At 45.2% G+C, this 23,275-nt stretch carries 18 protein-coding genes and 1 tRNA gene; 14 read left to right on the forward strand and 5 right to left on the reverse strand.

Annotation, left to right across the window (positions count from 1 at the left end; all coding sequences use genetic code 11):
- Window positions 1-28: 28 nt before the first annotated feature.
- Together DWX43_RS09785 and DWX43_RS09790 are read right to left on the reverse strand one after the other, a co-directional pair.
- Entirely contained in the window at window positions 29-793 is a 765-nt protein-coding gene (locus DWX43_RS09785; protein ID WP_118620173.1) for an N-acetylmuramoyl-L-alanine amidase, read from the reverse strand.
- A 138-nt stretch (window positions 794-931) separates the two neighbouring features.
- Entirely contained in the window at window positions 932-2,257 is a 1,326-nt protein-coding gene (locus DWX43_RS09790; protein ID WP_118620174.1) for a hemolysin family protein, read from the reverse strand.
- Between the two features lie 260 nt (window positions 2,258-2,517).
- Between DWX43_RS09790 and murB the strand changes: the two genes are divergently transcribed.
- The 7 genes from murB (at window position 2,518) to DWX43_RS09825 (ending at window position 7,316) form a co-directional block, all read left to right on the forward strand.
- Window positions 2,518-3,423 carry a UDP-N-acetylmuramate dehydrogenase gene (gene murB / locus DWX43_RS09795; RefSeq protein ID WP_118620175.1) on the forward strand — a complete coding sequence of 302 codons (906 nt, stop codon included), beginning with the start codon at window positions 2,518-2,520 and terminating at the stop codon, window positions 3,421-3,423.
- Window position 3,424: 1 nt separating this feature from the next.
- Window positions 3,425-4,303, forward strand: coding sequence for an RNase adapter RapZ (gene rapZ / locus DWX43_RS09800; RefSeq protein WP_109732620.1), 879 nt, complete (start codon window positions 3,425-3,427; stop codon window positions 4,301-4,303).
- Between the two features lie 14 nt (window positions 4,304-4,317).
- Complete coding sequence (gene whiA / locus DWX43_RS09805; RefSeq protein ID WP_109732619.1) at window positions 4,318-5,280, forward strand: DNA-binding protein WhiA; 963 nt, start codon at window positions 4,318-4,320, stop codon at window positions 5,278-5,280.
- Window positions 5,273-5,533, forward strand: a complete 261-nt coding sequence (locus tag DWX43_RS09810) for an HPr family phosphocarrier protein (protein ID WP_109732618.1) — start codon at window positions 5,273-5,275, stop codon at window positions 5,531-5,533. The genes whiA and DWX43_RS09810 overlap by 8 nt, the downstream gene beginning before the upstream one ends.
- A 118-nt stretch (window positions 5,534-5,651) precedes the next feature.
- Complete coding sequence (locus DWX43_RS09815) at window positions 5,652-6,608, forward strand: YegS/Rv2252/BmrU family lipid kinase (RefSeq protein ID WP_109732617.1); 957 nt, start codon at window positions 5,652-5,654, stop codon at window positions 6,606-6,608.
- Window positions 6,609-6,773: 165 nt separating this feature from the next.
- Window positions 6,774-6,845, forward strand: a tRNA-Glu gene (locus tag DWX43_RS09820).
- 264 nt (window positions 6,846-7,109) lie between these two features.
- Complete coding sequence (locus tag DWX43_RS09825) at window positions 7,110-7,316, forward strand: helix-turn-helix transcriptional regulator (protein ID WP_109732616.1); 207 nt, start codon at window positions 7,110-7,112, stop codon at window positions 7,314-7,316.
- A gap of 251 nt (window positions 7,317-7,567) precedes the next feature.
- Here the strand turns inward: DWX43_RS09825 and DWX43_RS09830 are convergent, their stop codons facing one another.
- Entirely contained in the window at window positions 7,568-8,152 is a 585-nt protein-coding gene (locus DWX43_RS09830) for a TetR/AcrR family transcriptional regulator (protein WP_182440666.1), read from the reverse strand.
- Between the two features lie 284 nt (window positions 8,153-8,436).
- On the opposite strand from DWX43_RS09830, the gene DWX43_RS09835 reads away from it, so the two are divergent.
- The 3 genes from DWX43_RS09835 to DWX43_RS09845 all read left to right on the forward strand — a co-directional run bounded on the left by DWX43_RS09835 (window position 8,437) and on the right by DWX43_RS09845 (window position 13,862).
- Window positions 8,437-10,485, forward strand: a complete 2,049-nt coding sequence (locus DWX43_RS09835; protein ID WP_118620177.1) for an FAD-dependent oxidoreductase — start codon at window positions 8,437-8,439, stop codon at window positions 10,483-10,485.
- Between the two features lie 261 nt (window positions 10,486-10,746).
- Window positions 10,747-11,613 carry a class II fructose-1,6-bisphosphate aldolase gene (gene fba / locus DWX43_RS09840; protein ID WP_109732613.1) on the forward strand — a complete coding sequence of 289 codons (867 nt, stop codon included), beginning with the start codon at window positions 10,747-10,749 and terminating at the stop codon, window positions 11,611-11,613.
- Window positions 11,614-11,747: 134 nt separating this feature from the next.
- On the forward strand, window positions 11,748-13,862 hold the full coding sequence (locus DWX43_RS09845) for a glutamine synthetase III (RefSeq protein ID WP_118620267.1): 2,115 nt from the start codon (window positions 11,748-11,750) through the stop codon (window positions 13,860-13,862).
- An 88-nt stretch (window positions 13,863-13,950) separates the two neighbouring features.
- Here the strand turns inward: DWX43_RS09845 and DWX43_RS09850 are convergent, their stop codons facing one another.
- Entirely contained in the window at window positions 13,951-15,795 is a 1,845-nt protein-coding gene (locus DWX43_RS09850) for a CocE/NonD family hydrolase (protein WP_109732612.1), read from the reverse strand.
- Window positions 15,796-15,945: 150 nt separating this feature from the next.
- On the reverse strand, window positions 15,946-16,671 hold the full coding sequence (locus DWX43_RS09855) for a Crp/Fnr family transcriptional regulator (protein WP_109732611.1): 726 nt from the start codon (window positions 16,669-16,671) through the stop codon (window positions 15,946-15,948).
- Between the two features lie 168 nt (window positions 16,672-16,839).
- Between DWX43_RS09855 and DWX43_RS09860 the strand changes: the two genes are divergently transcribed.
- From DWX43_RS09860 to DWX43_RS09875, 4 genes are all read left to right on the forward strand, one after another.
- The gene (locus tag DWX43_RS09860) at window positions 16,840-18,228 is read left to right on the forward strand and encodes an APC family permease (protein WP_118620178.1); all 1,389 of its coding nucleotides are present in this window, start codon (window positions 16,840-16,842) and stop codon (window positions 18,226-18,228) included.
- A gap of 192 nt (window positions 18,229-18,420) precedes the next feature.
- Window positions 18,421-20,241 carry a CocE/NonD family hydrolase gene (locus DWX43_RS09865; RefSeq protein WP_109732609.1) on the forward strand — a complete coding sequence of 607 codons (1,821 nt, stop codon included), beginning with the start codon at window positions 18,421-18,423 and terminating at the stop codon, window positions 20,239-20,241.
- A 139-nt stretch (window positions 20,242-20,380) separates the two neighbouring features.
- A complete protein-coding gene (locus tag DWX43_RS09870; RefSeq protein WP_118620179.1) occupies window positions 20,381-21,715 on the forward strand; it encodes an MATE family efflux transporter in 1,335 nt (444 codons plus the stop codon).
- 111 nt (window positions 21,716-21,826) lie between these two features.
- Window positions 21,827-23,275: an aspartate ammonia-lyase gene (locus DWX43_RS09875; RefSeq protein ID WP_109732607.1), complete on the forward strand. Its 1,449-nt coding sequence runs from the start codon at window positions 21,827-21,829 to the stop codon at window positions 23,273-23,275.

Here is a 23,275-nt window from a genome sequence, read left to right on the forward strand (position 1 = left end):
TTAATTCTGTCCATGACGCCAAACCTTCTTACCTGCTGACAATCACAGTCGGATACCCCGCCCGTTTCAGCCGCTGTTCCATTTCGGTTGCGTCATCGAGTGTATCATAATTACCAACCTGCACCCGGAAGAATCCGTCTGAATCTATAATCGAAGCAGGGAAGTCCTGTTCCAATAGTTCGTTCAGCAGTCTGTTGGCGTAAGTAGGGTTGCGGAAGGCACCGACCTGTACTCTGTATCCGGGCGGGTCGATCTCATGATCCATCTCCAGAGTGTCGAGGATTCCGTCCGCGATAGCCTGGGCGATGTCATTAAAATTATCATCAAAAAGCTGGTTATCGGTATTGGAATTGATAAAACCGACTTCTACCAGCACGGCCGGCATGCGGGTGCGCCGGAGTACGACCAGATTTGGGCGGGCTTTTACGCCGAGATTTACAAAACCAACAGATTCCAGCTGCTCATTGATGTTTTCTGCCATTTCGAGTTTAATTCCCGATTTGTCATATACAAGTGACTCTACCCCGGATACGACATTATCCGTGGGGAAGGAATTGCGGTGTATGGAAATAAAAAAGTCGACACCGGCATTATTGGCCTCCATTGCTTTTTCATATGGAGACTGGTATACGTCCGTTGTCCGGGTGTACTGCACGTCGATTCCATTATTCTGAAGAATTTCCCCTATAGCCAGTACAAGGCGGAGCGTATCATCCTTTTCCTGACGCCCGTTGTATACAGCACCGGGATCACGCCCCCCGTGGCCGGCATCTAACATGATTGAATAAGGCATAAGTATAATTCCTTTCACATTGTTCTATTTTATAATATGTTGGAATCCAAAAGAAGTTACCCCGCCACCGGAATGTTTTGGAAAATAAAAAAATCCCTGCATTCCATTAAGGAAATGCAGGGAGAACTGTTATATTTTTTAAGCTTCTGTAGAAACTCCTGATTCTGATTCCATATTTTCATCATCGGATTCTTCATCATCGGATTCTGTCTTCTCAGGCAGATAGACGTGTACACTTTCAACACGGTTCTTATCCAGCGTTTCTACAACGAGCCGTATACCATGTTCACTTGTAACTTCGTCACCAACTTCAGGAAGACGGTCAAGATGTTCGATAATAAATCCGCCGAGGGAATCATAATCCTCAGACTCCAGTTCTAAGTCAAGACGGTCATTTACATCGTCCAGACTCATGGAGCCTTCAATAATATATTCATATTCATTTAACTGCTTTACAAATTCTTCCTCGTTCTCGTCGTATTCGTCGTGAATCTCGCCCACGATCTCTTCCAGGATATCCTCCAGTGTGATCAGGCCGGCTGTCTCACCGTACTCGTCCAGAACGATTGCAATATTGAAGGAAGCATCCCTCATCTCCACAAGGAGCTCGGAAATGTTCTTATATTCATAGGTAAAATAGGCTTCCCTGAGAATGTCACGCACACAGAAATGCTCCTTGTTATCGAAAAGAAGCAGGTCCTTCATGTTAATGGTACCGATGACATTATCTGTTGTATCTTCGTAAACGGGAAGACGCGTAAACTTGTCCTCCTTGAAAATGTCGATCAGCTCTTTATAAGTGCTGTTCACATCTGCGAATGTCACATGCACACGGGGCACCATGACATCCTTTGCACGTGCATCGCCTAAGTCGAACACGTTGTAGATCATTTCTTTTTCTTCCGATTCGATGATACCGTCCTCGTGGCTTACATCCACAATCGTCCGGAGCTCATCCTCCGTCATTGCGTTATTCTTTGCATTGGGGTCAATGCGGAATAAAAACAGGATACCACGGGAGAATAGATTAATAATAAATATAAAAGGCGTCATAATGGTCATAAATGGCCGTATCACGCGTATATAAGATAGAGAAAGCTTATCTGAATGCAGCGTCGCTATACTCTTCGGGGTAATCTCTCCAAATACAAGGATTGCAACTGTAAGTGCTGCAGTTGCGATACTCACCATATATCCGCCGAAGCTGTATGCCAGCGTAGCGGCCAGTGAAGACGCGGAAATATTGACAATGTTGTTGCCGATCAGGATGGCGCTCAGCATCTTACGGGAATGATTCTCCGTAACATCTAAAACAACCTTTGCACGCTTGTTGCCGTCTTCCGCAAGAGAACGCATTCGTATCTTGCTTACGGTAGTCAGCGCTGTCTCCGCTGATGAAAAAAATGCAGACAGTAGTAATAATACGATTAATATAACAAATTGTATGGCATCACTCGAGTCCAATTATCTGTTCACTCCTTTATTCCTTTAATTGCTCTGTTGCCAAAAGCATGTACACGAAATTAATATACATCATTTAGGGAGATTTTGCAAGCATTAGGCGCTTTATCATGGCTGGCAGGGGCGAAAAATGGAATGTCAGGTGAAACTCTTTTCTTAGGTCACAGGTTGAAATACGGTAAGGTTTGTTGTATGATTTGGGTAAAGAAGCGCGGCATAGCTGCAATACAAAGTTTAGGAAATTAGAGAATTGGAGAACGTTTATGGTTTTATATGAAAAGTTATGTGACTTACTTGGAGCAGAACAGGTTCTGAAAGATGAGCCTATGAGCAGGCATACTACATTCCGTGTCGGGGGCCCTTCGGATTATTTTGTGGTTCCCCGCAGTACAGGGGAGATAAGGGACACGATAGCAATCTGCAGACAGGAGGGGGTTCCTTATTATATCTTAGGAAACGGAAGTAACCTTCTGGTGGGAGACAAAGGATACAGGGGGGTGGTCATCCAGATCTATAAGAATCTGAATCAGATACGGACAGAGGGAAATCTGATTTATGCACAGGCGGGTGCGCTGCTTTCGAAGGTTGCGGCAGAGGCGTTGGAACACAGCCTGAAAGGCTTGGAATTCGCATCCGGTATCCCGGGGACACTCGGGGGAGCCGTAATGATGAATGCGGGTGCCTATGGCGGCGAGATGAAACAGGTGATTGAACGTGCAGTGGTCCTGACTCAGGATGGGGAGATTAAGACCCTGTCACTGGAAGAACTGGAACTGGGTTACAGGACCAGTATTATTGCCCGGGAAAACTATGTAGTTCTGGAGGCCGTAATTCGTCTTGAAAAGGGAGATGCAGAAGAAATCCGTTCATATATGGAAGAACTGAAAAACAAGCGTGTAACGAAACAGCCACTGGAATACCCTAGTGCGGGCAGCACATTCAAGCGTCCCGAGGGCTTTTTTGCAGGGAAGCTGATTGAGGATGCAGGCTTAAGGGGATTTCAGGTAGGAAATGCACAGGTTTCGGAAAAACACTGTGGCTTTGTGATCAACAAAGGCGGTGCGACTGCGGCCGAGATTGTTTCTCTGATGGAACAGGTTGCAGACAAGGTGGAAGCAAACGCGGGAGTCAGGCTGGAACCGGAAGTGAAGAGGATAGGAGAATTCTAAGATGAGATTTGTAGTAGTTACGGGGATGTCGGGCGCTGGAAAATCAACTGCCTTGAAGATGCTGGAGGATATGGGATATTTCTGCGTGGATAATCTGCCCATTTTGCTTATGCCGAAGTTTGCAGAGATGCTTTCAACCCCGGATACGGAGATCGAAAATGTCGCTCTGGGAATTGACATCCGGGGCGGTCAGGCATTTAGAGGACTGGAAGAGAACTTAGCTCTGATTGACAAGATGGGGATACACTATGAGATTCTCTTTCTGGATGCCGGAGATGACGTTCTCGTGAAGAGATATAAAGAAACGAGGCGCCAGCATCCCCTGGGAGGGGAAGGTCATATTGACCGCGGGATTGCAAAAGAGAGAGAGAAGATTGCGTTCTTAAAAATGCAGGCCACGTATATACTTGATACAAGTAAGATGCTGACAAGGGAGCTGAGGCTGGAGCTTGAGAAAATCTTCGTAGAGGGGAAGGATTTCAAGAACCTGTACATTACAGTTATGTCGTTTGGATTTAAATATGGAATACCTCAGGATGCAGATCTTGTATTTGACGTCCGTTTTCTCCCGAATCCCTACTATATAGAAGATTTAAAGCCGAAGACGGGAAATGATCCGGAAGTCAGGGATTATGTCATGGATAATGACAAAGCGAGGGAATTCCTTGCAAAGCTTACAGACATGATGGATTTCCTCATTCCCAATTATATACTGGAGGGGAAGAACCAGCTGGTCATCGCTGTCGGATGCACTGGTGGGAAGCACCGGTCAGTCACGCTTGCAAATGCCCTGCACCAGTTTCTGGAACCGAAGGACAGTTATGGAGTGCGTATTGAACACCGGGATATCGGGAAAGATGCAATCACAAAGGCAAAATAATACAGGAGAGCATTATGTCATTTTCAGGGAATGTAAGGGAAGAACTATCGAAACAGTGGAGTACTGCAAGGCACTGCCAGATCGCTGAATTAGCCGCGTTGATCAGCATGTGCGGGTCGATTGTCATCAATAGCTGCGGCCGCTACAGTGTAAAAATTCATTCGGAAAATCTTGCTGTTGCAAGAAAGTGCTTTACATTAATCGAAAAAACATTTAATATAGAAGCTGATATCTCTATCCGCAGGAATATTCCGAAGCAAAGTGTTTCCTATGCAGTCGTAGTCAGACGGCATAATGACGCCCTTCGTATCCTTCAGGCAACGAAGCTGATAGACGAACATCAGGCAGGATTTGAAGAGGTTCATATAGTGAATCCGCTTGTAGTCCAGCAGACCTGCTGCCGGCGTTCTTTTATCAGAGGGGTATTTTTAGCGGCAGGCTCAATGAGTGACCCCAACAAGTCATATCATTTCGAAATTGTCTGTGCGTCACCGGTAATGGCACGCCAGATACAAGAACTGATTTGCGGATTTTCGATGGATGCCAAGATTGTCCAGAGGAAGAGGTCCTATGTTGTATACCTGAAAGAAGGTTCCCAGATAGTGGATATCCTGAATATTATGGAGGCGCACATTTCATTAATGGAACTGGAGAATGTCCGTATCTTAAAAGAAATGCGCAACACCGTAAATCGTAAAGTAAATTGTGAAACTGCCAACATTAACAAAACCGTATCTGCAGCAGTTAAGCAGGTAGAAGATATTACATATCTGAGAGATACAATAGGTTTTGAAAAATTGTCGGAAGGATTGGAAGAAATAGCGCTTGTCCGCCTTTCTCATCCTGATGCGACACTGAAAGAGTTAGGAGAACTCTTATCACCGCCGGTCGGTAAGTCTGGAGTGAACCACAGGCTTCGCAAGTTAGGTGAGATGGCAGAAAAGGTTAGGCAAAACAAGGAGGATTATTATGATTGAAACACCGGTTGTTGTTAAGCAGGAACAGGGTCTTGACGGTAGACCTATTGCTTTGTTGGTACAGGAGGCAAGCCAGTATGCAAGCAAAGTATATATCCATATTGACGAAAAACAGATAAATGCAAAAAGTATTATGGGAATGATGAGTCTGACACTCAAGGAAGGTGAGACTTTCACAGTAGTAACAGAGGGCGAAGATGAAGTGAAGGCTGCAGAAGGAATTAAATCTTTTTTTTCAGAAGATTCGAAATAATCCGGCCAGGTTTATAATATAATAAAGAACAAGAAAGAGGTTGTGCTTTTGTACAGCCTCTTTTATAATGAGTACATGAAAATGAAGTTTAAGTGATATTAGACGGAGGAAGTAAGCTATGAAGAAAATGCTTTTTATTTATAATCCGAACGCAGGGACCGGCCTGCTGAAGCCAAAGCTGTCAGAGGTGCTGGATATTTTCGTAAAGGGCGGCTATGAAGTGACGGTTTATCCCACACAGCGGTATCACGATGCACTGAGCAAGACGATTTCCTATACGGATGATTATGATATTGTCGTATGCAGCGGCGGGGACGGGACTCTGGATGAAGTTGTGACAGGAATGGCCCAAAGGGAGAAACAGGTTCCAATCGGCTACATACCAGCAGGAACGACGAATGACTTTGCCAACAGCCTCCATATCTCTAAAGACATGCTGGAAGCGGCTGACACAGCGGCAAATGGAGTCCCTTTTCCGTGTGATGTCGGAATCTTCAACGACGATTTCTTTGTCTATATTGCAGCTTTTGGCCTGTTTACAGACGTATCCTACGAGACAAAGCAGAGTATGAAAAACGTACTGGGACATCTGGCTTATGTGCTGGAAGGAACCAAACGTATTTTCAACATCCCATCTTATCATATAAAAGTAACCCATGACGGGGAGACACTTGAGGATGATTTTGTATTCGGAATGGTGACCAATTCAAGATCGGTAGGAGGCTTCAAAGGAATCATCGGGAAAAATGTCGTATTCGATGACGGAGAATTCGAGGTGACACTGATTAAGACACCGAAGAATCCGATCGAGCTCAACGAAATCATCGGATCTCTGGTGATTAAGCAGATTGACTCTGCACATATGTATTCCTTCCGTACAGGCAGCATCAAGTTTGAATCCGTGGAAGAAATCCCGTGGACGCTGGATGGTGAATTCGGAGGAGAGCATGATGAAGTCGTGATAAAAAACAGAAAGCAGGGGCTTAAGATTATGGTAGCTCCAAAGGCAATTGAAAGATTGTCCGTAAAAGGCAGGATTGAAGCTGCAATCCAGGAGTTTCAGGGAGAAGAGTAATATAATTTCACAGAAACCATAATATAAAAAAGGCTGCGGTGAGTGCCATGTGGGTATAATCGGCAGCCTTCGTAAAAAGTTATCAAAAAAAGTTGAAAAAAGTACTTGCATTATTAAAAAAGGTATAGTATAATGAAATTCGCTTGTGAGAGCGAAATAAAACATGGCTCCATGGTCAAGCGGTTAAGACGCTAGCCTCTCACGCTGGAATCAGGGGTTCGATTCCCCTTGGAGTCACTACGAAAAATTATCCATAGAATATTCTATGGATAATTTTTTTGTCTGAATCCTTATATATCAAGGGGAAGAGGAGAAAGTATCTCTAACATCCCTATTCTGATAATCTTTTATACGTCTTAAAATCCCTCTAAACAGTAATCTTCTTGTCCTAACCCGAAAGACTTGATTAAATTTGTCCACTTTCATTATAGTCATGGTAAGACTATTTTCCAATAGTCGCAATGAGACTTTCTTATAATAAAAAGATAAGGAGGGACTCTCATGGTTTATGAAAATATCCGCAATTTGCGGGAAGACAGTGATAAAACTCAGATTGAATTAGCAGAATACCTCAATATAACTCAAACTACTTATTCAAAGTATGAATTAGGGAAAATAAATGTTCCGGTAGAAGTCTTTGCAAAATTAGCAGATTATTATCACGTATCTGTTGATTACTTACTCGGACGAACGAAAAATAAAAATTAATATATAGTGTCATCAAGGTTTGATTACATCTGCCCGGACAATGTGAGAAACGCTTAGGTAGTTCGTTTATTGTTGACAATTTTGTATACTTTGCTATAATATACTTAACAAGAGAACCGTTGGTCAGCGTACACCTGACCGCCGGAAAATAAGTGTTATAAAGATAGCGCCTTTTACCAGAGCAGGGGCGCTATTTTTTGCGTTTTATAAGCATTACAACAAGAGTAATAACAGCGCAAAGCATATATTATTTATTCTTTATTATAACTAATTATCATATCCAGAATCCTCTGTGACCGTTCGGAAAGTGTATAGCTCCCTTCATGAAGGCACCAGTCATAAATCAGTCCCCTTGAAACTCCAAGGATATCCTCTGTAATCGCAGTAGAATCACCGTGAAGGGTTCCTGTCTCTGTTTCTGCTTCAACGGCATGCAGGATGGTCTGATAGAAAAAGCGGTCAGGGTTCAGGATATACTTTTCATTGCTGGAAAGCTGATGCTTGAAGTATTGGAGCGCTGCCATTGCACCCATATTTTCCATTGAATGGGCCTGCTCCATTATAAGGAACCGGATAGCTTCAAGCGGTTCATCGGGGTGTCCCTGATTCCAGGCTTCTTCAGACTGCTGGTCAAAGAGCCGGTAACCCTCATCCAGAATGTTATCCTTGCTCTGAAAATGATGATAGAAAGCACCTACAGATACCTCTGCCTCATTACAGATATCCTGAACTGTTATACTCTCGTATGACTTCTGTGCGAATAAAGACAAGGCACAGGAAAAGATTTTCTGTTTGGTTGCCAGAGCCTGTTTCTGACGGTTTGTCTGTGGTTTCATAATATTCCCCCTTATATACGGCAAAGCGGACGTTACTGTGAACGCCCCGCAAGGGGGCGGTAACGGGCGGACCTGCTTTATATACACTAGGATAACATGCAGATTCTGTTTTTGACAATACAGCAAATCAGAATTGGACATATTTCACAAAATAACATTCGCCGAATTGTATTCTGTGTCAATGGATTTTATAGGGGAGAAGTGTTATTATTTTAACAGAACAATAAACGGATCAAAAATTGCTCGTAAAACTGAGCAATCCAAGAGGATGGAAGGAGATGCCTATGTCTACAAAGTATGAACATTTATTTTCCCCGATTAAGGTAGGAGGTGTTGAACTGCCGAACCGTATCGCCATGATGCCGATGGGAGTTTTCTCACCGCGCCTTATGAATCAGAAGACCGCGGCCTATACGAAAGATGGGGCGGATTATTACATCGAGCGTGCAAAGGGCGGAACGGGGCTGATTATTTCAGGGGTAGTCCCGATTATCCCGATTCCGGTGCGTACGCCTGTATGTTTCCCGGATGAATATGTAGAAGAGATGAAGTATCTGATGGACGGAGTCCATAAATATGGTTCTAAGATGTTTGTCCAGCTGACTGCGATGACAGGACGCGCGGCGCATCTGGAGAGTGAAACTGACTGGAAGATACTTCCCGCACCGGCCCCGATTCAGAATGTATGGGACCCGACAGTGAAGAACCGCGGGATTACGAAGGAAGAAATCCATAAATATGTAGAAAACTTTGCAGAGGCATCTTACCTTGTAAAGCAGGCCGGGGGCGACGGTGTTGAGATTCATGCCGTCCATGAAGGTTATCTGCTGGATCAGTTTGCAATCGGGTTCTACAATAAGCGTACCGATGAATATGGCGGATGCCTTGAGAACCGCCTGAGATTCCCGAGGGAGATCGTAGAGGCGATCAAAGAGAAGTGTGGAAAAGACTTTCCGGTTTCTATCCGCTACAGCGTAAGAAGCTATGTAAAAGACTTTAACCGCGGTGCACTCCCGTGGGAGGAATTCGAGGAAAAGGGCAGGGGTCTGGAAGAGGGGATCACTGTTGCGAAGAAGCTTGAAGAATTCGGATATGATATGCTGAACTGTGACAATGGAAGCTATGATTCCTGGTTCTGGCCGCATCCCCCGGTATATATGCCTAAAGCATGCAATTTAAAGGATGTCGCAGAGGTTAAGAAGGCCGTGAATATTCCTGTGGTCTGTGCGGGCCGTTTTGATGACCCGGATCTTGCCGAGGAGGCAATTGCAGAAGGGAAAATGGATATTCTCGGAATGGGACGCCCGCTGCTTGCCGATGCAGAGCTTGGACATAAGTTCTATGAGGGAAGGCTGGATGATGTCCGTCCGTGTATATCCTGCCATCAGGGCTGTCTGGGACGGATCTTCCAGGGGAAGGATATCAGCTGTGCAGTGAACCCTGCCTGCGGACGTGAGAAGAGTTATGAATTAAAAACTGCGGATGTCAGGAAAAAAGTCCTTGTCATCGGCGGAGGCTTAGGCGGTATGGAAGCAGCAAGAGTCTGTGCACTGCGCGGCCATGACGTGGACCTCTATGAAAAGACAGGGGAACTCGGCGGAGTATTCGTTGCGGCTGCAACGCCTGATTTTAAAGATGACGACAAGAACCTGCTGAAATGGTATAAGAAGCAAATGACGGACCTGCCGGTCAACGTACATATGAATACAGAAGTAACAGAAAAAATGACGGCAGGATATGATGAAATCTTTGTGGCGACAGGTGCAGCGGAACGAAGGCTGGATACCCCCGGATTCGATGCAGAGAATGTGACATATGCGATTGATACTCTGAGGAATACAGATATCAAAGGCGACAATGTAATCATTGTCGGCGGGGGCCTGACAGGATGTGAGATTGCCTACCTGCTTGGAAGAGAAGGTAAAAAAGTCACAATCGTGGAGATGGCGGAGACAATCCTGAACGCGTTCGGTCTGTCAGCGGCTAACTATAATATGCTGATGGAGATTCTCGATTATTATAAAGTAAAAGTGATTAAAAATGCGGTTGTCGAGAGCTATCAGGATGGTATTGCAACGGTTATCGAAACAGAGAAGAACTACCCGAATGCGGCCAACAGGGCAAAACGCATGTTTGCGGTAGGACCTCAGGGACTGAAGGTAAAACACGAGATTCCGGCAGACCATATTGTTGTATCGGTCGGATATATCCCGAACCAGTCCCTCTATGAGAAGATCAAAGGGGAGCACGTACACCTGATCGGTGACGCGCAGCAGCCTACAAATGTGATGGATGCGATCTGGGCGGCTTATGAGACTGCCATGAATCTGTAATCGTAGAAAAATAACAGGAAATAAGGGAAAGGGTCTGTATGTGTATGCTATGCAGGCCCTTTTAAGTGTGGGAAATATGAATAGTTTTTCATTTCCTGCCGTATTATGCAAGATTAATTGTAACAATTGCGGATTGTCTTTTTTACGTTAATAAGCTATAATAAGAAAAAGATTTTGTAGCTGTACAGTACAGATATAAGATTTTATAACAAACATGCCGGGCGGGGCATATCCGCCGGGTTAGAAGTGGAGGAAGAGAATATGTTAGTATCAGCAAAGGAAATGCTTCAGAAGGCAAAGGCTGGCCATTATGCAGTGGGACAGTTTAACATCAACAACCTGGAGTGGACAAAAGCGGTTTTAACAGCTGCTCAGGAATTAAACTCTCCGGTCATCTTAGGTGTATCTGAAGGTGCAGGAAAGTATATGACAGGATATAAGACTGTTGTAGGTATGGTGAACGGTATGATGGAAGAGATGAACATCACTGTTCCTGTAGCGCTTCATCTGGACCACGGCAGCTATGAAGGATGCTTAAAGTGTGTGGAAGCAGGCTTTTCTTCTATCATGTTTGACGGTTCCCACTATCCGATCGAAGAGAATGTTGCCAAGACAAAAGAGCTTGTAGGTATCGTAAAAGAGCACGGAATGTCACTGGAGGCAGAAGTTGGATCAATCGGCGGTGAGGAAGACGGCGTAATCGGCAAAGGCGAGTGTGCTGATCCTGCAGAGTGCAAGATGATCGCAGACCTCGGGATTGATTTCCTCGCAGCAGGAATCGGCAATATCCACGGGAAATATCCTGAGAACTGGGAAGGCTTAAGCTTCGAGACTCTGGATGCAATCCAGAAGCTTACAGGAGACATGCCTTTAGTACTTCACGGTGGTACAGGTATTCCGGAAGATATGATCAAAAAGGCAATTGATTTAGGCGTTGCTAAGATCAATGTTAATACTGAATGCCAGTTATCATTTGCAGCTGCTACACGTAAATATATTGAAGCTGGAAAAGATCTGGAAGGAAAAGGCTTTGACCCGCGTAAATTACTGAAACCGGGCGCTGATGCAATCATTGCAACAGTTAAGGAAAAGATGGAATTATTCGGATCAGTAGGAAAAGCTGAATAAATTAATTTTAAATTTTGCTTGCCTTTTTTAGACGATTGAGGTATACTGACAAACGTAGAAACGAACAAAGGCGTTCCAAGTCAGCTTGGAGTGCCTTTTTTTGTCTTATGAAAGGCAAAAGAAAGGAAGGAAGTATGAATACTGAACTTGTTAATGTTGCAGATATTTTTGGGGAAAACGTGTTTAATGAAACTGTGATGCAGGAACGTTTGCCGAAAAAGATCTACAAAAACCTGAAGAAAACAATTGAGGAAGGTAAGGAACTGGATTTAGAGACGGCTGATGTCATAGCCCATGAGATGAAGGAGTGGGCGATTGAAAAAGGCGCGACACATTATACGCACTGGTTCCAGCCTCTGACAGGTGTAACAGCAGAAAAGCATGACTCTTTCATTTCAGCCCCGCTTCCGAGCGGTAAGGTGCTGATGAGCTTTTCAGGTAAAGAGCTGATCAAGGGGGAGCCTGATGCATCCTCATTCCCGTCAGGAGGTCTTCGTGCTACATTCGAGGCCAGAGGCTATACTGCATGGGACTGTACATCACCGGCGTTTGTCAGAAAAGACGCAGCCGGAGCCACACTCTGTATACCGACAGCTTTTTGCTCATATAAGGGAGAAGCACTTGATCAGAAGACGCCGCTTTTGAGATCTATGGAGGCGGTAGGGGCGCAGTCATTGAGACTTCTGCGTCTGTTTGGAAATACAACCTCTAAAAAGGTTACTCCGTCTGTAGGACCGGAACAGGAATACTTTTTAGTGGATGCGGAAAAGTTTAAACAAAGAAAAGACCTGATCTATACAGGGCGTACATTATTTGGTGCAATGCCTCCAAAGGGGCAGGAGCTGGATGACCACTACTTCGGAACGATCCGCCAGAGAATTGCATCTTTCATGAAAGATGTCAATGAAGAACTCTGGAAAGTCGGGGTTTCCTCCAAGACGCAGCATAATGAGGTGGCACCGGCACAGCATGAGCTGGCACCAATCTATGCTGAGGCGAATATCGCGGTTGACCACAATCAGTTGATTATGCAGACATTAAAAAGAGTTGCAAGCCAGCATGGGATGAAGTGTCTTCTCCACGAGAAACCGTTCGCAGGTGTGAATGGTTCCGGTAAGCACAACAACTGGTCACTGACAACAGACGATGGGATTAACATGCTCGAGCCGGGCAAAACACCTCATGAGAATACACAGTTCCTGCTCGTTCTGACTTGTATCCTGAAGGCCGTGAACAGGCATGCGGACCTGCTCCGTGAGTCTGCTGCAGATCCCGGTAATGACCACAGGCTGGGGGCAAATGAAGCACCGCCGGCGATTATTTCTGTATTCTTAGGAGAACAGCTCGAGGATGTGCTGGAACAGTTAATCAGCACAGGAGAGGCTACACACAGCCTGAAGGGCGGAACGCTTGAGACTGGTGTTAAGACACTTCCTGACCTGGCAAAAGATGCAACAGACAGAAACAGGACTTCACCATTTGCATTTACCGGTAATAAATTCGAATTCCGTATGGTTGGTTCCCGTGATTCTGTTGCGGCTCCGAATGTTGTACTGAATACGATTGTTGCGGAAGCATTTGCAGATGTATGTAATATTCTGGAAAAAGCGGATGATTTTGATAAGGCGGTACACGACCTGATCAAGGAATATGCGATAGAAAACCAGAGAATCGTATTCAACGGCGACGGATATTCAGAGGCGTGGGTTGAGGAAGCGGCAAGAAGAGGCCTTCCGAATATCCGCTCAATGGTGGAAGCCATCCCTGCTATGACGACAGAAAAAGCCGTTAATCTGTTTGAAAGATTTAATGTATTTACAAAGGCGGAGCTGGAGTCACGTGCAGAGATTCAGTATGAGTCTTATGCAAAAGCAATCAATATTGAGGCACGTACCATGATCGATATGACGAGCAAGCAGATTATCCCTGCAATCATGGGCTATACAAAGACTCTTGCGGATACAGTTATCTCAGTTAAAACAGCAGGCGCCGATGCATCTGTCCAGTCAGAACTGCTTGCAGAAGTTTCTGCCCTTCTGGTAGAGACCAGGAATGCACTGAATGTCCTGATTCAGGTGACGGAAGAAGCGGCAGCCAAGGAAGAAGGCGCTGTTCAGGCAAATTACTATTATACCGATGTAGTTCCGGCTATGGAGAGCTTACGTGCTCCAGTAGACAAACTGGAAATGATTGTGGATAAAGACGTATGGCCAATGCCTTCATACGGTGACCTTATTTTTGAAGTTTAATAAAGCATAATATGTCATAAATGAAAATACCCCCTGATGGCAGTCAGGGGGCATTTTCGTTTGAAAGAAGGAATTATAAGGTAAGGGATTAATGTGTGTTGCCTTTTCCGCTTCCGCCGATAACGATATCGTCATCACATATAGGCTGAAGCCACAGTTCCGGTGGTGTTGAAGGAATATAAGGCATAAGGATGTATGAAGGATGATCCTTATCTCTGTAAATCTTATAGTTGATTGTCTTAACGCTCGGGATCGGTCCAAGGTGGTCCATCTTTGCCTGCCAAGCCCCGCTCTGAGGCTCGAAGTTATCCATCGCTTTGATCTCAAGTTCAATAGCGGTGCCAGGTGCAAATACCATGCCGATTGGGTTAATCTCAATGACGTATTCTTTGATTTCTCCCGGAACAACAGGTACTTTCTTTGTATAATCGTGTACCGGACGTCCGATTTCGCTCTTTTCTTCGTCAAGAGGATAGCAGGCCTTTAAAGATCCTGTACGGGAAACAGGCATTCTTGTTCCGCCGGCTGTAATCTGCCATACTTTTGTGATAAAGTTTGCATTATCGCTGTCGATAGAAGCCCACAGGTGCAGTTCAATCGGTCCTGTGAACTCGGTCGGACGGCTGAAGCGGTCTGTGCGGTATGTCAGCTTTTCAACCTCTGTTGTAATGAACGGAGGACGGTGTGTAAAGCTGTCAGGTGCCAGATTACCTTCTACAACAGGCTCCCAGCGGAGGTTGCCAAATGTATGGAGGTATAGTTTCTTCCAATGTGTTCTTTCCAGCGGGTATTCATTCTCATAACGGTAACCAGCGCCTAAGATGTTCAGCTTCATCGGAGGTTCGTCAACGATACCTGTGTCGACACCCTTCATCCAGTAATCATACCAGCGAAGCATTTCTTCGTTCATGAAGCGGTATGGGAGTTCCATTCCGTTGTAGCCTTCCATAACACCACAGCGTTTGTAAACGTTCAGTTCCTTTGAATTCATTGCGTTAAATACAGGTGCTGACCAGCGGCCCTGAGGAGCCCATCCGCACTTGAAGTATACAGGTACTTTGATCTGGTCGTATTTGTATTTCATGGAACGTGGACGCCAGAAATCATCCTCCTGTGGATGAAGCAGGTAATCAAGATAGAAAGTATGGTATTTCGGCGGCCATACATTGAACATCTTGTTGAAATAGGTGTTCATACCGATATCCGGGTCTTTCTGTACTTCTTCGATCAGGTCTTTCATCTCGTCCTCGGACATCATTTTGCTTGTCCATGTGGTCGGGTTATTGGACGGGCAGAGTTCCCAGTACATATTCATGTATGTATCTGCAACACCACCGTAATATCCATGCTGGTAATAGTCGTCTGTATAGCTCAGAGGCATGATACATACGAGGTGAGGTGGCTGGAGGGCTGCAACAAGTGACTGGATGATTCCGAAATAAGAATATCCGAGCAGTGCAACCTTTTCTGTGCTCCACGGACAGTCGATTCCTGCCCACTCTACATAATCATAAACATCTTCCTGCTCCTGAGGATTGTAAACGCCGAGGTATTCGCCCTCACTTCTTCCGATTCCGCGTCCGTCAGGAATGATAAATGTATATCCTCTTTCTACGAAGAAGTCAATGTCTCCGGCTTCGAGGCTGTGGTCAAAATAGTTGGAAGCTCCCGGAAGTGCTCCGTGGCGCATTCTCTGCATTTTCTTTCCGTAAGCTGAATAAGCTATCAGGGAAGGAGCTGACTCTAATTCTGCCGGATGGTAAACATCGACATAAGTCTTGGTACCGTCTCTTAAAATAACTTCCACGTCTTCTTCAAGTTTAACTGTGTAAATAGGTTTTGAAAGTTTGTCGAGGTTTTTTGTATATCGTCTGTCCCAATAAACCGGTACCTTCTCCAAACCTGTTACTTCGCAAAATTCTTCTTGGTTCATAAATCGTACCTCCTACGTTTTTGATAGGCTAAGTATAATCAATAAAAAAAGTTCTGTCTGTCTATAAAGTGACACAAGGTAAAATTTCTGACAAAAGGAAAATCTGCCCCCTCAAATTTGCTGAAGCGGCAGATAAGTACAGTTTTTTGACTAATCTCCTATCTCACTGTTAAGGATGATGTCAAGGAGTTTGTTAAAATCGAGAACAGAAAGCTTGCCCCTCTCGGTGGAGATGATTCCTTCCTTGCGCCAGTCGCTCAGGATCTTTGCTGCGGTCTGGCGGGCCATGCCGGAAGAAAATGCGAGGGCGCTCTGCGTGATCCGTATGTTCATGCTCTTTTGCTTGCTGTTGGTTGTCAGGTTAACGATTGTGGAGGCTAAACGGCCCGGGGCATCCAGATACATGGCATTCACCATGTGCTGTGCCGAGTTCAGCAGACGGTCTATGAGCTCAAAAATGATAACCTTGCAGACACAGGTATTGCTCCAGACAGTCTCCAGAAAGTAGTTCTTGGGGATTGAGATAAGCTGGCAGTCCTCCAGGGTGAGGGCTGTATTCGGGTAAGGCTCGTTGGTGAGCATGCCCATCTCCCCGAAATATTCACCGTCGCTCCTGACTTTTACGATAATGTCAGCACTGGTTCCGTAAAATACGGATTCCATTATGTAGCCGGATTTGATAATGTATAAGTGATTAGATGACTCATCTTTTCTGTATATTGTTGCACCTTTTTTCTTGTGGAGAAGACGGCAGTGCGTTGAAAGTTCAATGAGTTGCTTTACAGGCAGCTTTTCTAATAGTTCGGTAGCCTTTAATGCCTGGAAAATAGCCTGTTCTTCTTTGCTTAGGTCTTGGAGTCTGGTAGTTTTGTCCATTTTAGCAACAGTCCTTTCTTTTACTATGTGTTAATGAGATTTTAACATATTGCACAAAAAAAGAAAAGAAATAACTCAAAATCGGTTAAATGTCACATACCTGACACTTTTGGATTCAGAAATTGGGTATAGTAAACTAAAAATAACAGAAAGAAAAGAGGTAAGTAGATGAAAAAACAGAAAATGGGTTTGTTGTCTTGTATCTTGATGGGTGTCGGAAGTATTATAGGTGCCAGTGTTTTTGCTACAACACCAATCGCTATCAAGATAATCGGCGGTAATGGAATTGTTGTTGGTTTCATCTGTGCGGCGCTGTTCGTATTCTTACGCAGTATCCCTGAGATGTTACTTGTATCAGCATTACCTGCCAACGGAGGTTCCTACATGTACCTGACCAGGCTGGTACATCCGATTATGGGAGCATGGGATGCGTTTAATGAGCTGGTGGTAGGTGTAATGAAGATCGCTACGATGGCTTTGACGTTTTCTACATACTTTTGTATGCTGGTTCCGGCATGCCCGGACAGAATTGCAGCAGCGGTCTGCGTAGTAATCTTTACCATTATTTCCTGCTTTGGAATCAAGTTCTCATCCACAGTACAGAATATCTGTGTTGGTGTCCTTCTGGTAGCACTGGGCGTTTATATTTTCGGTGGATGGGGAGCAACAGTGGTATCCTTCAGTGAAGTTATTTCCACAACATTCCAGCTTGGAGCACTCTGGGCAGCAATGGGAATCATGCACGGAAGTCTTATCGGTGCAAACGTACTGTACTACTCAGCAGAAGAGATCGAGGATCCAGGCAAGAACGTTCCGATCGCATATCTTGTCAGCACACTCGCAACAGCTGTTATTTATGCAGCAGTAGCATATGTAACAGTAGGTGTTATGCCGAACTTCTATGAGATTGACAACCTTGCAACAGTTGCAGGAAAGTTTATGGGACCGGCAATGCTGATGTTCTTCGTGGCAGGCGGTGCACTCCTTGCGGTTGTAACAAGTATTAACTCTGCAATGATGATGTTCTCCAGAATTAACTTTGCGGCAGCCAGAGACGGACTGTTCCCGAGTAAGATCTGTGAGTCCAACAAACACGGCGCACCGGCAGTTTCCCTTTGGGTTAACTCTGTGATCGCTATCGTGGCAATCTTATCAGGATTCAATCTGGATGATGTTGTAAAGATTACAACAATTCCGGGACTGTTACTGCTTCCAATTACATTCTTGAGTATCTTTATGCTGCCGAGAAAATTCCCGAATGCATACAAGAACGCTTATATCAAGACACCACATGTCCTGAACTGTATCCTTACAACGGTTGCCGGTGTAATGTGTGTAGTTCTCGGAAGCTATGTAATTGCTGAGATGAAGCCTAAGAACTGGATAACGATGCTCGTATTCTATGGCTGTGCAATTGTTTACACAATTATCAGACGTAAATATGTTCTGGATAAGAAGGGATACGATATCTTCAGCAAGATGAAAGAACCTTATGAGCCTTGGTTCGAGATGGAGAAGTCAGCAAAAGCTAATCTGGACAGCAAAGCAGCAAAATAATTTTCTGGATCATATAATATCGGGAAGGAATGCCCGTAAGGTGATCATGAGTGGGAATTCAGAAAAATCGGAAAAATGTGTCATAATTGTCTCGTGAGATGACACTAAAAATTTAAAAAATGGTGTGTACATGACAACTGTACACACCATTTTTTGTTATGATTAGTACATGAAAAGGAGGTACGATAAACTATGAAGAAAAGAATAACAGAGGTTCTTGGAATTGATGTACTGCCAAATTACTGGGACAAACGCTATGTAAAGAATTTGGACAAATTGTCAAGACCTAAGTACGAAGTGGAACTGCATGAGGATGTTTGGATGACATTAAGAGACGGTGTACGCCTCTGCGTAGATGTTTATCTTCCGAAGGGAGCAGGTCCGGTCCCGTCACTGGTAAGCTGGTCTGCTTACAGCAAAGAAATGCAGGGCATCAAGAGAGGAGCGATTCCGCCGGAATCCCTTTTATTTGACCACAGTCTGGAAGCAGGCGATATTGAGTATTTTGTACAGAGGGGCTACGCATTTATCATTCCGGACCCGAGGGGGATCGGCAAGAGCGAGGGCGTATTCTACGGCGTTTATAATCCGCAGGAGCACCTGGATATCTATGATATGATTGAATGGGCAGCAGAGCAGGAATGGTGCGACAGTAATGTAGGTATGGTTGGATATTCTTACTTCGGAATCTGCCAGATCCTTGCAGCAGCACAGCAGCCTCCTCACCTGAAATGTATTATGCCTTGCTCATTTGTTGATGATTACTATCAGCATGGATATTACGGCGGTGTACCGTCTACCTATATGAGCATTTACTGGGAACTGTGCCCATCCAATAATCCGATGCCGTGGTCTGTAAAGATGTATGGTGAAGAAAAAGTAAAAGAAATGATGAAAGAGCGCCTGCAGGATCCTGACATCGCGGTAAACTCATACTTTACAAAGATTCTGACAACATGGCCGCCGACTTATCATACGTTCTATCTGGATTACCTGCTTCATCCGCTGGATGACGAATACTGGCAGCAGCGTTCAGCTAACCAGATGTATGACAAGGTAAAGACACCGGTATACCTGCACTGTGCATGGTCACCACTTGGAAGATGGAGTTCCCCGATCTTCGCTGCTATGAATGACGACCGTCTCCAGGCTCCGAAGCGCCTTGGCGTCCTTGAAGGATATGACGGACTGGAACTTCCATACCGTGCATTGAACGAAGAATGCTTAAGATGGTATGATCACTGGCTCAAGGGAGTTGACACAGGAATCATGGATGAACCTCCGTATAAGTTCTGTGTAATCAACTCGGGCACACGCTATGAAAACGAATGGCCGCTGGCAAGAACGGAATGGCAGAAACTTTACTTACGTTCCTTCAACCGCCTGCGCTGGGACAAAGAACCGGATAAGGATCTTCCACCGGATGGATTTACACATCTGCCGCCTTCAATTTCTACAGAAGTGAACAAGATTGTGTACAAATCATCCAGATTTGCACAGGCTAAGGAGATTACCGGACCAATCGAGTTACATCTCTGGGCTTCCATTGATGCAGAGGATGCAAACTTTGTCTGCAGCCTGTTTGATGTACTGCCAGATGGTACAAGAATGCCGCTGCTGCGTTATGGCGCGCTGAGAGCTTCTCATCCGCTGAATGAAGAAAAATCAACGATCGGATCACCGGTACATGACAACAGCGTATCTATTCCTGTTACACCGGGAGAGGTTCGTGAGTATGTAATCGAGATGAGCCCGACTGCTATGGTTATTCCGGCAGGCCACTGGATTGAACTGGAAATCACAAGCCAGTGCCCGAATGAGTGCCATACAGAAAGCTGGACAGGAAAAGTCGGCAACATGAATGTAATTCCTACGAATACTACGACTGCTTATAAGATATACAGAGACAATAACCATCCGTCATATCTGCTCCTGCCTATCATTCCGTATACCGATCCGGAACAGTGGGTACAGCCGTTTGAAAACTGGGATGAAATCGAAGTAGAAGATTAAACTGATAGGGAATGGTCTTTGTACGGGGGAAAGCCCATGTCTGCAAAGATTACCCATAAGAAAAAGCAAGAAAAATAAAGGCGCAGGCCGGTATTTTTCCTGCTTTTTTCTTTTCCGTAAGAATAAGGGAGGTTTTTATATGAAGGATATGACGGTTGGAAAACCGGCCCGTATTATCGGAGGATTTGCACTGCCGATGCTGTTGGGGGATGTTTTTCAGCAGTTTTACAATATTGTGGATTCGGTCGTGGTCGGCCGTTTTGTAGGGGCGGACGCTCTGGCAGCCGTGGGCGGGTCTTTTCCTGTTACTTTTATTTTGAATGCGGTTATGATCGGGCTTACCATCGGTGCTTCAGTGCTTTTGTCACAGTTATTCGGTGCCAGACAGATCGGGGATTTTCATAAGGCTCTTTATACGATGATTGTCGGGATGGGTGTGCTTGCCGTGGTTCTGACAGGGGTGAGCCAGGCTCTGGCAGTTCCCCTGCTTCGTCTGATAGGAACTCCGGATGCAATTATGCAGGGAAGTACTCTGTATCTGCGGATTGTATTCGGGGGACTTGTACTGACGTTTGCCTATAACGTATGCACGGCAATTTTCCGATCAATTGGAGACTCAAGGACTCCGCTTTATTTTTTGATGATTGCATCTATATTAAACATCATCCTGGACCTGCTGTTTGTAATTGTGTTTCATATGGGAGTTGCCGGTGTGGCAGTTGCGACTATCATGTCTCAGGGGATATCGGCGCTTCTGTGTGTTCTGTATATTAGGAAGAAGGCTGAAATACTGCGGATGTCTAAGGAGGAGCGCGTGTTTGACGGTGAAATGCTCAGGAGGATTATGGGACTGGGTGTGCCAGCTATGTTTCAGCAGGTATCGGTTTCTGTCAGCGTGATGTGCGTGCAGGGGATGGTCAATCTTTTCGGAACGGCGGCAATGGCCGGTTATGCGGCGGCAGGAAAGGTGGAGTCGCTTGCCATGATGCCGATGTTTGATCTGGGATCTGCTCTGTCTACATATGTGGCCCAGAACATAGGCGCCGGGAATGAAAAACGGGCCAGACAGGGCGTTCATGCGGGATTCGGACTGGCTCTGGTGGTCTGCGGAGGCATTGGAATTCTGATTTTCATTTTCAGATACCAGTTAATTGGCATATTCCTTAAGGGGGATGTAAACCCGCTTGTAATTGAATTCGGTGTGGGGTACCTTGGGGCAATTGCGCTGTTCTACCTGATCAATGCATTTTATAACAATCTGAGCGGTGCACTGCGCGGCGCGGGGGATGCTTTATATTCTATGGCGGCAACGGTTATCGCACTTGTTGTAAGAGTTGCATCTTCCTACCTTATGCTGAAGTATACGAATCTCGGGATGGCTTCTGTCTGGTGGGGGCTTCCGGTTTCCTGGAGCACGGGTCTGATTCTGTGCCTTGTAAGGTATCTGAGCGGGAAATGGAAAAAAGAAGTATAAATAAATGGTTATGGATACTATACGAATATATGTCTTTGATTATATGACCTCCCGGATTTATAATATGTCTGTAAAAAGAAACAGGCAATTCAATCTGGGAGGTCATTTGTTATGGTGATGAAGAAAAAAATAGATGGAATGGAATGCAGAACGGAAAAGGATTCGATCGGGAGCAAGGATATTCCGGAAGGCGTGTACTATGGAGTGCAGTCCCTGAGGGCTGCGGAAAACTTCCGAATTACGGGGCTGTCCATGCATCCGGAGGTAATCAACAGTCTGGCGCAGATCAAGAAAGCGGCGGCGATTACAAACTGTGAGATTGGGCTGCTCGATAAACATATTGCTGAGGCAATCGTGAAAGCCTGCGATGAAATTATGGAGGGCAGACTTCATGATGAGTTTATCGTAGACCCGATACAGGGAGGGGCAGGGACCTCGATTAATATGAATGCCAATGAGGTGATTGCAAACCGTGCCATTGAATTACTAGGCGGGCAGAAGGGCGACTATTCCATTGTACATCCGAATGACCATGTAAACTGCGGACAGTCTACCAATGATGTTATTCCGACTGCCGGGAAAATGACTTCCCTGAAACTTCTGAAAAATGCGAAGAAAGAACTGGAGAGGTTACATAAGGCACTATGTGATAAAGGAGAAGAATTCGACACGATTATCAAAATGGGAAGAACCCAGATGCAGGATGCGGTGCCGATCCGTCTCGGTCAGGAATTTAAGGCTTATTCGGTTGCGATCCAGCGGGATATCAACCGTATGGAAAAGGCGCAGGAAGAGATGAGGACGCTGAATATGGGCGGGACGGCAATCGGAACCGGAATCAATGCAGACGAAGCATATTTAAGAAGGATTGTTCCAAATCTGGCACGGATCAGTGATATGGATCTTGTGCAGGCTTACGACCTGATCGATGCAACACAGAATCTGGATCCGTTTGTGGCAGTTTCCGGTGCCGTAAAGGCCTGCGCAGTGACACTTTCAAAGATTGCGAATGATTTCCGGCTGATGTCATCCGGACCGAGATGCGGATTCGGTGAAATCAACCTTCCTGCGAAACAGAACGGATCATCCATCATGCCCGGAAAAGTAAATCCGGTGATTCCGGAAGTAGTCAACCAGGTAGCATTTAACATCATAGGAAATGATGTGACAATCACGATGGCGGCTGAAGCCGGACAACTGGAACTCAATGCATTTGAGCCGATTGTATTCTACTGTCTGTTCCAGTCCATCGATACTCTGGCCTATGCGGTTGAGACATTTGTTGATAACTGTGTCAGTGGAATTACGGCAAATAGGGAGCGGTGTAAAGAACTGGTGGATAACAGTGTCGGAATCGTTACCGCACTCTGCCCGCATGTTGGATACGCGAAGGCGGCGTCACTGGCAAAGACGGCAGTGAAGACAGGGGAGTCTGTCAGAAAGCTGATTCTGGAGGAAGGGCTTCTGAATGAGGAGGAGTTAAACGAGATACTGGATGTAAAGAATATGACGGAACCCGGAATTTCAGGAAAAGAACTTCTGCTTAAGAATATGGAGTAA

Origin of the sequence: Clostridium sp. AF19-22AC (assembly GCF_003479085.1) — a bacterium.
GTDB lineage: Bacteria > Bacillota > Clostridia > Lachnospirales > Lachnospiraceae > Faecalicatena_A > Faecalicatena_A orotica.

Excerpts from the sequence above, each read along its gene's own strand:
- DWX43_RS09785 (WP_118620173.1), bottom strand. The coding sequence starts at position 793 with ATGCCTTATTCAATCATGTTAGATGCCGGCCACGGGGGGCGTGATCCC.
- murB (WP_118620175.1), top strand. The coding sequence starts at position 2,518 with ATGGTTTTATATGAAAAGTTATGTGACTTACTTGGAGCAGAACAGGTT.
- rapZ (WP_109732620.1), top strand. The coding sequence starts at position 3,425 with ATGAGATTTGTAGTAGTTACGGGGATGTCGGGCGCTGGAAAATCAACT.
- whiA (WP_109732619.1), top strand. The coding sequence starts at position 4,318 with ATGTCATTTTCAGGGAATGTAAGGGAAGAACTATCGAAACAGTGGAGT.
- DWX43_RS09810 (WP_109732618.1), top strand. The coding sequence starts at position 5,273 with ATGATTGAAACACCGGTTGTTGTTAAGCAGGAACAGGGTCTTGACGGT.
- DWX43_RS09815 (WP_109732617.1), top strand. The coding sequence starts at position 5,652 with ATGAAGAAAATGCTTTTTATTTATAATCCGAACGCAGGGACCGGCCTG.
- DWX43_RS09825 (WP_109732616.1), top strand. The coding sequence starts at position 7,110 with ATGGTTTATGAAAATATCCGCAATTTGCGGGAAGACAGTGATAAAACT.
- DWX43_RS09830 (WP_182440666.1), bottom strand. The coding sequence starts at position 8,152 with ATGAAACCACAGACAAACCGTCAGAAACAGGCTCTGGCAACCAAACAG.
- DWX43_RS09835 (WP_118620177.1), top strand. The coding sequence starts at position 8,437 with ATGTCTACAAAGTATGAACATTTATTTTCCCCGATTAAGGTAGGAGGT.
- fba (WP_109732613.1), top strand. The coding sequence starts at position 10,747 with ATGTTAGTATCAGCAAAGGAAATGCTTCAGAAGGCAAAGGCTGGCCAT.
- DWX43_RS09845 (WP_118620267.1), top strand. The coding sequence starts at position 11,748 with ATGAATACTGAACTTGTTAATGTTGCAGATATTTTTGGGGAAAACGTG.
- DWX43_RS09850 (WP_109732612.1), bottom strand. The coding sequence starts at position 15,795 with ATGAACCAAGAAGAATTTTGCGAAGTAACAGGTTTGGAGAAGGTACCG.
- DWX43_RS09855 (WP_109732611.1), bottom strand. The coding sequence starts at position 16,671 with ATGGACAAAACTACCAGACTCCAAGACCTAAGCAAAGAAGAACAGGCT.
- DWX43_RS09860 (WP_118620178.1), top strand. The coding sequence starts at position 16,840 with ATGAAAAAACAGAAAATGGGTTTGTTGTCTTGTATCTTGATGGGTGTC.
- DWX43_RS09865 (WP_109732609.1), top strand. The coding sequence starts at position 18,421 with ATGAAGAAAAGAATAACAGAGGTTCTTGGAATTGATGTACTGCCAAAT.
- DWX43_RS09870 (WP_118620179.1), top strand. The coding sequence starts at position 20,381 with ATGAAGGATATGACGGTTGGAAAACCGGCCCGTATTATCGGAGGATTT.
- DWX43_RS09875 (WP_109732607.1), top strand. The coding sequence starts at position 21,827 with ATGGTGATGAAGAAAAAAATAGATGGAATGGAATGCAGAACGGAAAAG.